Here is a 15,222-nt window from a genome sequence, read left to right on the forward strand (position 1 = left end):
ATATAAAGAACGATATCATATCATTGAATTACTAAAAAGAAAATATCCCGTTATATGGCTTACTAATTTTGCGGGTGTACATCGCTCAAGTTACTATAAGTGGGTTCATACAAAAAGTATGAACAACATACGACTAGAATCCGATAAACGATTAAAAAAGGTAATTCAATCTATTCACCTAAAGCACAAAGAATATGGTTATCCACGTATGAAAATTGCTTTAGAAGAAGAGGGTTATTTTATAAATCACAAAAAGGTATATCGATTAATGAGTGAGCTTAACATTCAGTCTATTATTCGGAAGAAGCGTCGCTTCTTTAAAGGGAATTATTCTAATACTTTTCCAAATGTTTTAAACCGTGAATTCAAAGATCGCCAACAAAATGAAGCGCTTGTTACAGACATTACCTACCTACGATTTCAAGAGGGCTTCCGCTATCTTTCCGTTGTACAAGATATTTATAATAACGAAGTTGTTTCTTGGAAAATATCCAAGCGTAATGATAATGAACTTGTATTAGATACAATTGAAATGTTGGCACAAAAAAGAGATGTGCGTGGAACCATTCTCCATTCAGATCAAGGGTTCCAGTACACATCTCATGCCTACAACAAACGACTTTTCGATTTAGGTATCATTGGCAGCCACTCTCGCAAAGGAAACTGCCATGATAATGCCTGTATCGAGTCATTTTTCTCCCATTTTAAATCGGAGATGTTGTATTTGAATCATTTTAAAACAGAAGCGGATTTAATACAAGCAATTGAAGAATATATTTACTTTTATAACTATAAACGTTTCCAAAAACGACTCAACCATCGAGCTCCGGTAGAATATCGAATCTCGATGGCTGCTTAGTCTTTTTAATACTGTCTACTTGACAGGGATAAGACCATTCATCGTCTTTTTTATTTTTCGCAAGAGAATAAGAGGAAGAGGGGAATTCGTAAACGTCGTTCATATTCTTCTTCGCTCTGAAAATAAGTTTGATTGGGTGTAGCTTCTTTTAAGGATGTAATTGTAAATCCGGCTTGTTGTAACAATGTGAAATACTCTTCTGTTGTGCGATGATATTTAATAACATCCTGGTCAATCCATGGTTCAACCCGTTTGCCTAGTTTAAAATAATCATCGACGAGCCAGCTAGTTCTTTTACCACTCATTTGTAAGCTTTCAAATGAAGAGGTAATAACGGGATGTTGAACGCTAAAGGTAAAGGTTCCATTTGTTTTTAAAGTTTGAAACACATTTTGAAAAATGATATCAAGATGTTCAATATAATGTAAAGCGAGTCTAGACGTTACTAAATCAAAAGTAGAAGGAGGGTATGTGTAGTCTTTGAGGTTTAAACAATGGACGGTTCCATTTTTATTTTCTAGTTGTTTTGTAGCTTTTTCGTACATAAGCTCGGAGCCTTCGATACCAGTGTAAGAGTGGCAGCCATTGTCTAATAATTCTTCGCCAAACTTGGCGTCACCGCATCCTAAATCGAGAATTTGTTTTCCTTTTACATCACCAATGAGTTGAAAGAAAGCTGGTTTTTCAAGTGATTCATTTGGGCTATTTTCTTGGTATCTTCGTTTCATATATTGTTCCAAAAATGCTTTGTTATTATATACATCAGATTCAGTAAATACCATGATTGAAGCCCCCTTAAATATTTTTTTTATTCTACCAAATATGAAAAGTAAATGATAGATTTCTTGTAATGAATCATATATAATCTAGAATTGTAAGCGGTTACTTTAAACTATTTTTCTATAATAAATTCTGAAAACGTGTTAAGCTAGTAGAGGGATTATTAGAACTATTAAGACAATAATCCGCTTACATGAACGATGGGAGGCTTCACAATGTCTAGTAAAACACTTGCGAAATTTTTAGAAGAAAATTTAGAGGATTTAAAAGCAAAGGGGCTTTATAACGTAATTGATCCGCTTGAGAGTTCAAATGGACCGATCATTACAATTGGCGGAAAAGAATATATTAACTTATCTTCAAACAACTATCTTGGGTTAGCAACAGATAGCCGTTTGCAAGAAGCAGCAATTGGTGCAATTCATAAGTACGGTGTTGGAGCAGGAGCTGTTCGTACAATTAACGGTACTTTAGATTTGCATATTAAATTAGAAGAGACAATTGCAAAGTTTAAACATACAGAAGCAGCAATTGCTTACCAATCAGGATTTAACTGTAATATGGCAGCGATTTCAGCCGTTATGGATAAAAATGATGCGATTCTTTCAGACGAATTAAACCATGCTTCTATCATTGATGGTAGTCGTCTATCAAAGGCAAAAATTATTGTTTACAAACATTCTGATATGGAAGATTTACGCCAAAAAGCAATCGCGGCGAAAGAATCAGGTCTTTACAATAAATTAATGGTAATTACAGACGGTGTCTTCTCAATGGATGGAGATGTTGCAAAATTACCAGAGATTGTTGAGATTGCAGAAGAATTAGATTTAATGACATATGTAGATGATGCACACGGTTCAGGTGTACTTGGAAAAGGTGCAGGAACTGTAAAGCATTTCGGTCTATCTGATAAAGTTGATTTCCAAATTGGTACATTATCAAAAGCAATTGGGGTAATTGGTGGATATGTAGCAGGGAAACAAAACTTAATTGACTGGTTAAAAGTTCGTTCACGTCCATTCTTATTCTCTACAGCATTAACACCAGCTGATGCAGCTGCATGTATGCGATCAATTGAAATTTTAATGGAAAGCACAGAGTTACATGATCGTTTATGGGAAAATGGCCGCTATTTAAAACAAGGGTTAAAAGAACTTGGCTTTAACATTGGAGAAAGTGAAACGCCAATTACCCCTTGTATTATTGGGGATGAAGTACTAACACAAGAATTTAGTAGACGTCTAAATGAAGAAGGCGTATATGCAAAATCTATCGTGTTCCCAACTGTAGCTAAAGGAACAGGACGCGTTCGTAATATGCCTACAGCAGCTCATACGAAAGAAATGTTAGATGAAGCAATTCGTAAGTATGAAAAAGTAGGGAAAGAAATGGGCATCATTTAAGTAACGACATCTTTTGAATAGCTTGCAAATGAGGAGTGGGGAAAATGAAAAAAATTCTAGTAACCGGTTCTTTAGGGCAGATTGGTTCTGAACTAGTAATGAAACTTCGTGATGTATACGGCGCATCAAATGTTATTGCAACAGATATTCGTGAAACAGATAGTGAAGTAGTAACGTCTGGTCCATTTGAAACGTTAGATGTAACAGATGGACAAAAACTACATGATATCGCAAAGCGTAATGAAGTAGATACAATTATTCATTTAGCAGCTTTACTTTCAGCAACAGCAGAAAAAAATCCGTTATTTGCTTGGAATTTAAATATGGGCGGACTTGTAAATGCATTAGAAGCAGCTCGTGAATTAAACTGTAAGTTTTTCACGCCAAGTTCTATCGGTGCATTCGGTCCATCAACGCCGAAAGATAATACGCCACAAGATACAATTCAGCGTCCTACTACGATGTATGGGGTAAACAAAGTAGCAGGAGAATTACTATGTGATTATTATCATCAAAAGTTTGGCGTTGATACGCGCGGTGTACGTTTCCCAGGTTTAATTTCTTACGTAGCTCCTCCAGGAGGCGGAACAACTGACTATGCAGTTGAAATTTATTATGAGGCGATTAAAAAAGGCGCATACACCTCATACATTGCAGAAGGAACATACATGGATATGATGTATATGCCAGATGCTTTACAAGCGATCATTTCATTAATGGAAGCTGATCCAAGTAAACTTGTGCATAGAAACGCGTTCAATATTACAGCAATGAGCTTTGAGCCAGAGCAAATCGCAGCATCAATTCGTAAACACATTCCGACGTTTACAATGGATTACGCTGTAGATCCTGCTCGTCAAACAATCGCTGATAGCTGGCCAAACTCTATTGATGCAACAGCAGCAATGAAAGAGTGGGGCTTTAAAGCAGAATACGATTTAGACAAAATGACAACGGACATGTTGGCTAAGTTAAAAAAAAAGCTCACAGCTGAGTTAGTGATGAATTAATAGAAAGGGTCGATTCTTAGGAATCGACCTTTTTTATTCGTATTTTAGGAATATGCAAAAAAATACAAATATGATAGAATGAGTTAATTTGTGTGTAAAGGGGAGACAGAGAATAGAGAAATGGGAGTTAGCAAAGGGAATTTACAATACGTCGCGTTTAACGGGAACATTTAAGCTTCGATCAGGACAAGTATCAAATCAATACTTTGATAAGTACTTATTTGAATCTAATCCAGTACTGTTATTAGAAATTGCTAAACAATTGAAAGAGTTCATTCCTCCTGGGACAGAAGTACTTGCAGGTTTAGAGATGGGAGGAATTCCAGTAGCGACAGCATTATCTTTACAAACAGGTCTACCTGTTGTATTTGTAAGAAAAGAAGCGAAAAAGTACGGTACATGTAAGTTGGCAGAGGGTGTTGATATTACTGGGAAGAATGTTTGTGTGGTTGAAGATGTTATTACGACAGGCGGTCAAATATTATTAAGCACGAAAGATTTAAGAGAATTAGGTGCGAAAGTCCATCATGTTCTAGGCGTGATTGAACGAACGAAAGAGGGAAAAGTAAACTTATTAAAAGATGGCTTACAGCTACATTCTTTATTTACAATGGATGAGTTAATTGAAGGAGAAAAGGAACATGCAAAGAGTTGACGTCGTATACGCACTAATACATGATGAAGAAACAGATAAAATATTAATGGTACATAATGTAGAACAAAACGTTTGGTCATTGCCAGGCGGGGCTGTTGAAAAGGGTGAAACGTTAGAGGAAGCTCTAGTAAGGGAAGTAAAAGAAGAGACAGGTTTAACGGTTCTGGCAAGTGGACTTGTTGCGATCAATGAAAAATTCTTTGAAGAATCAGGGAATCATGCGATACTTTTTACATTCCGAGCAAATGTAGTAAAAGGTGAACTGATTGCGGGAGATGAAGAAGAAATTTCTGCAATAGAGTGGGTGAATCGAACGATCGCAAATGAACGATTCCCATTCTACGATGGCGGATTCGAGGCATTATTAGAAGTAGCCATTCCATATAAGTTTCAATCAGAAACAAAGTGATTGAAAGAAAAAACAGGAGCGAAAACGCTCCTGTTTTTCTATTCAATCGTCTTCAGTAGTAACTTTTTCAATAGTGGTTTAATCTTCAGACGTAAATCTTCAGCATGATTTGCAACTAAGAAGTGATGGTTATAAATGTTCTTCATTAATTGATAAGTGGCTTCTTTCGCTTCGCCTTCTTCGATGAAGATTCCGATTACTTCCATACCACTTTTACGAGCAAGTTTGACAGCTTCATGCGTATCTAAAATACCGTCTTGTTGATAGTCTAGCGCAGAAGGCTCACCGTCTGTAAAGACAAGTAAGAATTTATGTTTTTCTGGTCTTTTTGCAAGTTTTTCAGAAACGATACGAATAATATATCCGTCGCGGTTATCTTCTTCTTCGCGAAGCTGCATAATTTCTGGACCGACGTTTGGTAACGTTGAGTTTTTATACGTTACAACTTCATGGATAACGTTCGGCTTATCTTCAGGCTTAGCACTAGAAGCATCTTCCCAAAATCCGCTAATAGCGTGCGGGATTTTTAAAGATTTCAACGCTTCATGGAATAGGACCACACTCTTTTTCGTTTCTTCCATCTTGTTATACATAGAACCAGAGCAGTCCACTAGTAATTGGAATGCAACGTCAAGTTCTTGTGATTCTTGTCCTTTTTTATAAAACATGCGCGGCTGCTTTTCAGTATAAATACGAAGGAATTTCTTACGAAGTCTTCCGTAATATTTATCACTATTTGCATTCGTTTTATTTTCAATCGTTTTTTCGATAATTTTCTTTAATTCTTTTACATCTTTATTAACGACTGATTTGATAGCTTGGTAATCCTTTTTTTCATCAGGATTTGATTTGCGAGCTTCTTTAAATGTATGAGAAGCACCAACGTTATACTTACCGTATGCACCCTCGTTTTGGCTAGAAGCGTGTGAAGCTCTTGCTTCTTCTGTATCAGCGCCATCAAAGTTGGATTGTGTACTCTTTTGAGAAGTACCTTGTACAGAACCAAGTGCTTGGTCGCCATCTTCTGATTCACGAGCAGTATCGCCCATCATGTTTGTTTTTGTTCCGCTTTCTAATTCAAAGCGTAAAAAGTTCTCGTTTTCGTTATTTTTATTTTCACGATGCCATGTGGAGAAACTTTCATCCATTTTGTTCTTATTTTCATCGTCATCTATGAGCTGCGTATCATCATTTGCTAAATCTTCGACGCGACAGTTCTTTTCGTCTGCAATGACAGATAAATAAAGCGGAGCATGTCCGAAATAATTATTAAGCATATCACTTTCAAGAAGTCCTTCTAAACGATAGCGAATTTTTTCAACGATATACATAATGTCTTCTGTATTACGAGCTTGGAATGTTTCATGCAAAATTGCTTCAATTTGCTCGAAATATTCATTATTAAACATTTCATATTTATCGCTCGTTATTGAAAGATAGCAGAGACAAAATAGACGATCACCGTGATAGTTACGAACACGATTGATTTCATTTTGTGAACCAAAGTAATTGCGATACATTTCTTTTCTTCTTTTAAAAACATGCTTTGTGCCAGGGCGTAAGTTTTTTACGATTTCCTCAACACGTAAATCTTCTAATAGAACAAATAATTGTGTTAAAAACTTTTTTAAGGGTGATTCTTGTAATTCAATCGCATAAGAACGAATTAAAGTCATGTCCGAGTAATGTTTATTACCAAGTGCTTTTAAAAACACTTCGCTTTTTAATCCGATTACTGTATCCTCTTCTTTTCGATCATCCCAAAAGTGACTAATGACAACCTTTTTTTCAATTTCGTCGTAGTATGCTTTATAGCCATACTCAAGGTAGGCATCGTCTTCTTTTAGAAGAGCATACATTAAGTTTTCCATTTGTAGAAACAGCGACGCATCAATTTTTTTGTCACTAAAAATTTGTCTCATGAATTATCCCTCAAAGAAATAACTTTCTGCTAATTCACGGACAGTCATTTGTTCTGTTTCATCGTTTAATTTTGCGATAATACTACGTTCAATTGCACGCATAACAGGAATATATACACCTAAATCACATGCGTCGATAATGCCACGAATACTTGCTGCTTCTTCACTTACACGTCCATCACGAGCTAATGGCATAAGGTCGCTTGCAAATGCAACGAACTTTTCAATTGTTGCAACATCATTTAATTTTGATTCAGATAGTAATAGTTCTTTTAATGTGTCACCTTGAATGTATGGAACTTCAATAATAACGAAACGGTTTTTTAATGCTTCGTTTAGTTCACTTGTTCCAACGTAACCTTCATTAATTGCTGCAATTACACGATACTCGTCATCGCCATATACAACCTCTTGTGTAAATGGATTTGTAATCATTTTGCGGTAATCTAATGCACCGTGAAGAAGTGGTAACGTTTCAGGTTTTGCCATATTGATTTCATCAATATATAGGAAATGACCGTTCTTCATTGCTTTCATAAGTGGGCCGTTAACGAATGTAACTTCAGATGCGCCATCTTTCGTTTGTAGTGTGTTGTATCCTAAAATACCTTCTACATCTAGGTCAACAGAACAGTTAATGCTATGCATTGGTTTTTGGAATAAAGAAGAAAGAGTTTCAGCTAGTACTGTTTTACCACTACCAGTCGGCCCTTTTAATAGAATGTTTTTGCCAAGAAGAAGCGCTGTAATAGCATCTTCAATAATGCTGTTATCAGATGCTTTATATATTTTCTTTCCAATTAAATGTGCATTTTCACCAGCTTCTTGTTTATTTTTTTCGTGAATGGTTGAGAGCTGTTGTTTTAAATCAGCATGTATATGAAATTGTTCTAACATGTATTTCCCACCTAACATTATTTTCATAAAGTAATACATCTTATGATAACTTGTTTTAATATGGTATGCAAAGAAAAGGAGAGAGGAGAAATGGAAAAGAAAAAGCAATCAATATTACATTGATTGCTTACAGTAAAGGAGAAATGAGTCGCATGAAAGACTCTAATATTCGTTTTTTGATACTTCTTTTTTGGAATGCGTTCCATTTAATTTCAGTGGAATGCTTAAAGTCGTCTTCAAAATCATGTTTAATATCATGAACGGTTTCTGATTCATATAGTACGCTAATAAGTTCATAATTTAACTCAAAGCTGCGTACGTCCATATTTGCCGTTCCAATTGTCGCGATCTTATCATCAACGAGTACAATTTTTGCATGCATAAAACCATCTTTATAACTATAAATGGAAGCACCAGCTTTTAAAAGCGGAGTGAAGTAGGACTGAGATGCTTGATCACTAATAATACTATCACTTTTACCAGGATATAAAATGCGTACATCTATGCCAGATATTGCACTTAAACGTAATAATGTTAAAGTTTCTTGATCTGGAATAAAGTAAGGTGTAGCGATCCAAATCGATTTTTTTGCAGATCCCATAACAGCTAATAATGTATTGCGAATGCTTTTATCATCTGAGCTAGGCCCGCTGGCTACAATTTGCACAGCACCTTCTGCACTTGAAATTTCTTTACCTGGGAAGTATTGTCTATTCATAAATTGATCCCAAGAATAAGTATTCAATCCACTAGAGGCATAGAGCCAATCTTCTAGAAAAATTGCTTGTAATTTATATAACGCTTTTCCTTCTATTTTTAAATGACTATCACGCCAAACGGGAAATTTTTTTGAACGGCCAAGATATTCATCACCGACGTTGAGTCCACCAGTAAAACCGATTTCTCCATCTACAATAACGATTTTTCGATGGTTACGATAATTGACAGTTTCAAGTAACCAAGCTGAAAAAATAGGGTCAAATTCTACAATTTCAATACCAGCTTCTTTCATAGGTTTTAAAAAGCGTCTTCTTAACGTATTACTTCCGAGTCCATCATAAAGAAAGCGTACAATAACACCAGATTTTGCTTTTTTTATTAAAGCATCTCGAACTTTCGTACCAATCTTATCAGATTTATAAATATAGTATTGAATATGTATGTGATGTTTTGCTTGCTCGATAGCTTGCAAAATTTCTGAGAATGTTTGATCTCCATTTGTTAAAAGTTTTGTCGTCGTTCTATCTGCGGCAGGCCCGCCTCCAAATTTTTGTACGACTTCTGTTAAATGTACAGAACGTTCATGTAAGGGGACTGTGAGTGCTAATTCTAGTCGTCTTCCTTCTAATATTTCACGGAATAATTTTCTTTGTTCTTCTGAACGATGGAGATGTTTTTTCCTTCTCCAACGGCTACGACCGAAAATAGAGTATAAAAGCACCCCTATAACGGGAAGAAGTGCTAATACTAAAAACCACGCTAAGGTGCTTTGAGGAGACCTATTTTCGATGAAAATAACGAATGAAATTCCTATGATTGTGATGGACCAGAGAGCGCCGACAAATGTATATAACGAAATAAATGATGTATTTAATAGGAAAAGAACGATAGATATAATTACAAATATTGATAGTAATTGAACGATAGGCTTCTTCATTTCTATAAAATTCCTCTAATCTTTCTTAAGTATAGACTTCTTATATAAAAAGGTATAATCCGACATTCTTATTATAAAGTGTTTTGTTTTTTTTACAAAATATAGACATTTTCCCCATGCTTTCCGCATTTGTCCTACATACATTATACTGTGACGTTATTATCCAGCTATTTGCTGGTTAATAAACAGTGTAGGAGGGACAAAACCCTTGCCCTTTATATAGGAAAGGGGATAACCATATCATGGATTTGTAGCAGGTGCATGATGAAGACCAGGATATAGTTATCTTTATTACGCGGATTCTTCTTAATTATATAGGTTACTAACAAGGTCCGTACTATCCATACAATACCTATTAAGATGAGAAAATGGAAAAGGAGAGGGGAAACATGAATTATATAGAAAATAACGGATTGTATTATCGTAATCATCATCCTCATGGAGGGCACAACCATAACGGCGGACATCACCATCATGGAGGGCACAATCACTATGATCATCACCACCATCACGGAGGCGGATGGGGCTGGGGTGGCGGCTCATGGGGCGGCGGATTTTTCCCAGGAAGTTTTGCTGGAGGCGTGTTAGGTGGACTTACAGCTGGCGCATTAACGGGTGCAGCAAGTGGAGGCTACTATCCAGCACCGTACCCAGTAACTTATCCAGCGCCATACCCAGCGCCATACCCAGCACCATATCCAACTCCATATCCGGGGTATCAGCAAATACCATATCCGTATTAAACTAAAAAAGAGGCTTTCCTCTTTTTTTAGTTTAATAAATTATTTATAAAATATTTCCAAAATAAAGGTGAAAATATGTTAATATTTTGTTATTGTAATTCAAAAACATATATACTAATTTTAACTTTTATATTATTATCCGTGAATAGTTGTATAGTGTGCTCGAAATTCTATTTCGCTAGTAAAGTAAAGAGGTTAGATATGAGCGGGATTAATAGGGAATAAGCATTGTATAGAGCTAGCTATAAAGGAATGTAAGAGAATGAATTATAATAAAGTAAGCTAATTATAGCGATAAGAAACTACTATTTATAATTGAAATGGTATTATATTGCTTTTTATTACAAATAATATTATGTTATTTTAATCGGCATATTTCAAAATGTGATGAATGCAAATAGCTATTATTAAGAAATGAAATATCTCTATTTCTATGAAGAGAAACAAGTTGTGTTTTAGTCAGATAGGAAGCAAGGAGAGATGCGCATGCTAGAACAAAGAGGTCATGCATTATATGACTCTTCATTGCGAGATTTAAAGTTAGCATTAGATGAGTCTTCAATTGTTGCGATTACAGACCGAAATGGTCTTATTACATATGTAAATGATAAGTTTTGTGAAATCTCCAAATATACACGAGAAGAGTTAATAGGAAAAGATCATCGTATTTTAAATTCAGGATATCACCCGAAAACATTTTTTCAAATTCTATGGAAGCGTATTTTGAACGGAAAAGTATGGAGAGGTGAGATTCGAAATCAAGCAAAAGATGGGACGTATTATTGGGTTAAAACAACAATTGTTCCGTTTTTAAATGAAAAAGGAGAGCCGTATCAATTTATCGCGATCCGAAATGATATTAGTAGTAGGAAAGAAGCAGAACAGAGGTTGCGGTTAAGTGAAAGTCGTTATAGGGAGCTTGCGTATCATGATGCTTTAACGAGTTTACCGAACCGATTGCAGCTAATAACGACTGTAAACGAGATGATTGCAGGAAAAAAAGAATTTGGTATGATTTACTTTGATTTGGATCGTTTTAAATTAGTAAACGATACGCTAGGTCATATGATAGGGGATTTACTTTTAAGCGAAGTTGCTTCACGGTTGCATTATGTGCTAGGAGAGAAAGACGTTCTGGCTAGGCTGGGTGGCGACGAATTTGTGCTGTTAACAAAAAATCATAAACAAGATGAAATGAGGCAGTTAGCGACATCTGTGTTGTCGTGTTTTCAGGCACCATTTATGCTTGAAGGTCATGAAGTATACATTTCAGCTAGTCTAGGACTGTGTTCATATCCGCAAGACGGACAAGATGTAGAAACTCTATTGAAAAATTCGGATTTAGCCATGTATAGTGCGAAAGAACAAGGCAGAAATGCCGCGTGTTTCTTTACAGATGAGTTACGTGCGAAAATAAATCGTAGAATGAAAATTGAATTCGCTTTGCAAAAGGCAATTCGTGATGAAGAATTAGATGTGGTACTGCAGCCTATTATTGATTTGAAAACGAAGAAATATACCGGTATTGAGGCTTTAGCACGTTGTTCGACAGAAGAAGGGTCTATTTCGCCAGGCGAATTTATTCCAGTAGCTGAAGAATCTGGACTTATTATAAAATTAGGAGACTGGGTATTAGAAAAGTCATGTCGCTTGTTTAAAACATTGCCAGATTACGAAGAAGGACTAAAGTTATCTGTTAATTTATCCATACAACAATTAATGCAAAAGCGTTTTATTTTATCTGTACGTAGCATTTTAAGGAGAACTGGCTTTCCACCGAATCGTTTAATTTTGGAAGTAACGGAAAGTATCGCTGTTCGCCATTTTGATTATATTATTGCTACATTACAAGAATTAAGAAATATGGGTATTTTAATTGCTTTAGATGACTTCGGAACGGGCTATTCTTCCTTATATTATTTAAAACAATTACCACTGGATATAGTAAAAATTGATCGTAATTTTATTCGTGAATTTCATTATGATCATGCACAGCCAGAGCGAACGATTGTAAAATCTGTTATTGAAATTGCCCATAGCTTAAATTTAGCAGTAGTTGCTGAAGGGGTAGAAACAGTAGAGCAAGAAAGTTTATTACAATCTATGGGCTGTGATTTCGTCCAAGGATTTTATTATGCGAAACCTTTATCTGTAGGAGAGTTAAAAGAAAAGTTAATTACAGATTTTTAATAAAAAAGAGAAGCTGGTAGCTTCTCTTTTTTTAATTCGTTTTTTGTGAGTTTTTCATTAGTACTGGATAAAGAATAAGACCTAATACGAACAATCCAATTCCTAAGAAGAACGTTTTTAAATCAGCAGTTCCGGTTTTGATAACCCAAATAGAGTATACAAATGCTAATGTAGTAATGATCCCATCCTTTATTCGAGAGCCAGGCATTATATCATACGTTTCTCCTGTAATAACCAATTTGAATTGGTACAGCGTAGAAACAAGGTATGGAATTAAATAAGCTAATGTTGCTACAACGATAGCGAAATTATACGCTTCTGACACGGTACCAGAAATCGTTGAGAATAAGAAAATTTGCGTCATCACATTTGTAATAAATAATGATTTTGAAGGACTACCTTTTTTATTTGTTTTCGCAAAAAACTTAGGGAAAAGTCCATTCTTTGCTGCTTGGTAAGGTACTTCTGAACTAACAACGATCCAGCCAACTGTAGATCCAAATAAAGATACAAGTGCAAGTAAAGCCATTATATAGGCGCCTTTATTGCCAATTGCTAAATTTAATGCGTCTACTAATGGTTTTTGAGATTCTTTTAAAGCATCTTGCGAGAGAGCTCCCATTGTAAGTAAAGTAATTGACATGTAAATAAGAAGAGCGATAATCAACCCGAAAATGGTAGCTTTTTTTACATCGCGCTGAGATTTTGCGCGGTTAGAAAGCATTACAGCAGATTCAATACCGATAAATGCCCAAAGTGTTGCGATAGCAGCTGAATTGATTTGTCCACCTAACGAAATTGATTGTCCTGCTTCATTCATAAATGTTTGACCGTCTCCGAAATTAGAGGCATTGAAAATGAATAATGTGATTACAATAAACATTGTAAATCCAATAATTTTTGCAATGGTAGCAAGAAGATTCATATTTCCAGCTCGGTCAATATTTTGAGAAAGAATATATTGAATTCCCCATAACATAAGGCTACATACGAGGAAAGTTAGTCCTTTTCCGAGTTCTAGTGAAAATCCGTTCGTTGAAAAAAGAATTTGCTTACTTTGTAACACTGGAAAGAATGTTGATAAATATCCAGCAAAGGAAATAATAACAGATGCGGTTGCAGCCCAGTTCGCAGCCCAATAGCCCCATGCCATACTATATCCTGCAACTTTACCCGCTTTTTTTGAAGGGAACATCGCTTGAGCATAACTTTGTGGTCCAGCTTTTAATTCTGGTTTTCGGATTGCTAAATTTCCAAATACGAGTGCAATCATAAATACGCCAAGGCCTGTAATACTCCATGCGAGTGTAGAACCCATTGGACCTGATACGTGTGCTAAATTTGCTGGGAGCATAAATACGCCACCGCCAACCATATTTCCGATTACAAAAGCTGTTAAAATCCATAATCCCCATTTTTTCGTTTCCATTTTTGTTAACTCCTTTGTAGTAAGTTTTGCTTAAACATCATTTTTTACTAGCTTTTTGGCAATAAAAAAAGAGCCATGTAGATAAAAAATACCTACATGGCTCTTCGCCTAACGTAGGTACAACGGGAATAACCCTTGTACCTACGCGTAATTTTTCCGCTAGGTTTCAAGGGTTACGTATGATGATGATGTTTTTGTGCAAATGTAACTACAATTGTTGTATAAGTAAGCATAGTTCTTTGCTCCCTTTCTCCTCTGATTTTGAAGTTAGTATACTACATGTTTTTTTGAATGAAAAGAAAAATATAAAAATTTTTATAAAAATACGTTTTAGAGATTAAATATTTTCCTGTATTTTTCCTATACTGGAAAATAAGTGAGAGATTGGCAGAAGAGTGTAGCATGGTATAATACATATAGAATTAGAAGGTGACAAGGGGCTATTGTAGATGATGAGTAAGTATGAACAAATTTATACAGAAATCAGTAAGTCTATTGATAATAAGCAATTAAAAGAGGGATGCAAAATCCCATCCGAAACTGAATTAATGAAGCAGTATGAAGCAAGCCGCGGTACGGTAAGAAAAGCTGTAGATTTATTACAAGAGCGTGGATATGTTCAAAAAATACATGGAAAAGGTGTTTTTGTTTTAAAGCGAAAAAACATTGAATTCAACTTTGGTGGTATTGTAAGTTTCCAAGAAGAAAATGAACGTTTAGGACGCCATTGTATTACAGAAGTCGTGGAAATGGAGAAAGTAAAAGCGACAAAAGAAGTTGCGAAGCTATTAAATGTGAAAGAGAAAACAGAAATAGATCATATTAAACGAGTACGAAATATTGATGGAGAAAAAGTAATTTTGGATATTAATCATTTTGTATCGGAATATATTCCTGGATTAACGAGTAAAATTGCAGCGGAATCCATTTATAAATACATTGAGAAAGAATTAGGTCTTCATATTAGTTACTCACAGAGGGTAATTGAAGTGCAGCCATGTACAGAGGACGATAGAGAGTATTTAGATTTAAATGGAACAGACTATGTTGTCGTTGTGAAAAACTTTACGCATTTTTATGATGGAAGTCAGTTCGAATATACAGAATCACGCCATCGTTTAGATATTTTTCATTTTTCGGATGTGGCGCGGAGAAAATAAGGAGATGGAACGAAATAACGTTTCATCTCTTTTTTTATAAAAAAATCACAAACTCGTATATACGAGTGTTGACTAACTTATATATACGAGTTAATATGTAATTGT

13 protein-coding genes are annotated in these 15,222 nt (G+C 35.4%); 8 read left to right on the top strand and 5 right to left on the bottom strand.

Translation table 11 applies throughout. The features are described 5' to 3' along the window. A partial coding sequence (locus tag JDS82_RS21570; RefSeq protein ID WP_199713921.1) for an IS3 family transposase occupies positions 1 to 859 on the top strand: 859 nt, incomplete at its 5' end. A 50-nt stretch (positions 860 to 909) separates the two neighbouring features. On the opposite strand, the gene JDS82_RS21575 is transcribed toward JDS82_RS21570, so the two are convergent. Then, positions 910 to 1,641, bottom strand: a complete 732-nt coding sequence (locus JDS82_RS21575) for a class I SAM-dependent methyltransferase (RefSeq protein ID WP_199713922.1) — start codon at positions 1,639 to 1,641, stop codon at positions 910 to 912. A gap of 213 nt (positions 1,642 to 1,854) precedes the next feature. Between JDS82_RS21575 and JDS82_RS21580 the strand changes: the two genes are divergently transcribed. The 4 genes from JDS82_RS21580 to JDS82_RS21595 all read left to right on the top strand — a co-directional run bounded on the left by JDS82_RS21580 (position 1,855) and on the right by JDS82_RS21595 (position 5,119). After that, the gene (locus JDS82_RS21580; RefSeq protein ID WP_199713923.1) at positions 1,855 to 3,045 is read left to right on the top strand and encodes a glycine C-acetyltransferase; all 1,191 of its coding nucleotides are present in this window, start codon (positions 1,855 to 1,857) and stop codon (positions 3,043 to 3,045) included. A gap of 44 nt (positions 3,046 to 3,089) precedes the next feature. Continuing rightward, entirely contained in the window at positions 3,090 to 4,055 is a 966-nt protein-coding gene (locus JDS82_RS21585; protein WP_000723125.1) for an L-threonine 3-dehydrogenase, read from the top strand. Between the two features lie 112 nt (positions 4,056 to 4,167). Beyond that, complete coding sequence (gene pyrE / locus JDS82_RS21590) at positions 4,168 to 4,710, top strand: orotate phosphoribosyltransferase (protein WP_199713956.1); 543 nt, start codon at positions 4,168 to 4,170, stop codon at positions 4,708 to 4,710. Further along, the gene (locus JDS82_RS21595; protein ID WP_001189955.1) at positions 4,697 to 5,119 is read left to right on the top strand and encodes an NUDIX hydrolase; all 423 of its coding nucleotides are present in this window, start codon (positions 4,697 to 4,699) and stop codon (positions 5,117 to 5,119) included. The genes pyrE and JDS82_RS21595 overlap by 14 nt, the downstream gene beginning before the upstream one ends. A gap of 38 nt (positions 5,120 to 5,157) precedes the next feature. Here the strand turns inward: JDS82_RS21595 and JDS82_RS21600 are convergent, their stop codons facing one another. The 3 genes from JDS82_RS21600 to JDS82_RS21610 all read right to left on the bottom strand — a co-directional run bounded on the left by JDS82_RS21600 (position 5,158) and on the right by JDS82_RS21610 (position 9,595). After that, the gene (locus tag JDS82_RS21600; RefSeq protein ID WP_064057367.1) at positions 5,158 to 7,041 is read right to left on the bottom strand and encodes a vWA domain-containing protein; all 1,884 of its coding nucleotides are present in this window, start codon (positions 7,039 to 7,041) and stop codon (positions 5,158 to 5,160) included. A gap of 3 nt (positions 7,042 to 7,044) precedes the next feature. Next, positions 7,045 to 7,938: an ATP-binding protein gene (locus JDS82_RS21605; protein WP_000892965.1), complete on the bottom strand. Its 894-nt coding sequence runs from the start codon at positions 7,936 to 7,938 to the stop codon at positions 7,045 to 7,047. Between the two features lie 127 nt (positions 7,939 to 8,065). Continuing rightward, positions 8,066 to 9,595 (bottom strand): cardiolipin synthase, encoded by a 1,530-nt coding sequence (locus tag JDS82_RS21610; RefSeq protein WP_199713924.1) that lies wholly within the window; start codon positions 9,593 to 9,595, stop codon positions 8,066 to 8,068. 368 nt (positions 9,596 to 9,963) lie between these two features. Here JDS82_RS21610 and JDS82_RS21615 point away from each other — a divergent pair, with 368 nt between their 5' ends. Both JDS82_RS21615 and JDS82_RS21620 read left to right on the top strand, forming a co-directional pair. Beyond that, positions 9,964 to 10,338, top strand: coding sequence for a cobalt transporter (locus JDS82_RS21615; protein WP_141555367.1), 375 nt, complete (start codon positions 9,964 to 9,966; stop codon positions 10,336 to 10,338). Positions 10,339 to 10,824: 486 nt separating this feature from the next. Beyond that, positions 10,825 to 12,528 carry a putative bifunctional diguanylate cyclase/phosphodiesterase gene (locus JDS82_RS21620; protein WP_199713925.1) on the top strand — a complete coding sequence of 568 codons (1,704 nt, stop codon included), beginning with the start codon at positions 10,825 to 10,827 and terminating at the stop codon, positions 12,526 to 12,528. Between the two features lie 31 nt (positions 12,529 to 12,559). Here the strand turns inward: JDS82_RS21620 and JDS82_RS21625 are convergent, their stop codons facing one another. Continuing rightward, positions 12,560 to 13,957 carry an amino acid permease gene (locus JDS82_RS21625; RefSeq protein WP_000448430.1) on the bottom strand — a complete coding sequence of 466 codons (1,398 nt, stop codon included), beginning with the start codon at positions 13,955 to 13,957 and terminating at the stop codon, positions 12,560 to 12,562. 449 nt (positions 13,958 to 14,406) lie between these two features. Here JDS82_RS21625 and treR point away from each other — a divergent pair, with 449 nt between their 5' ends. Continuing rightward, positions 14,407 to 15,117: a trehalose operon repressor gene (treR, locus tag JDS82_RS21630; protein WP_000987246.1), complete on the top strand. Its 711-nt coding sequence runs from the start codon at positions 14,407 to 14,409 to the stop codon at positions 15,115 to 15,117. Positions 15,118 to 15,222: the final 105 nt, after the last annotated feature.

The organism is Bacillus cereus group sp. N14, assembly GCF_016483555.1.
GTDB classification, from domain to species: Bacteria; Bacillota; Bacilli; order Bacillales; family Bacillaceae_G; genus Bacillus_A; species Bacillus_A wiedmannii.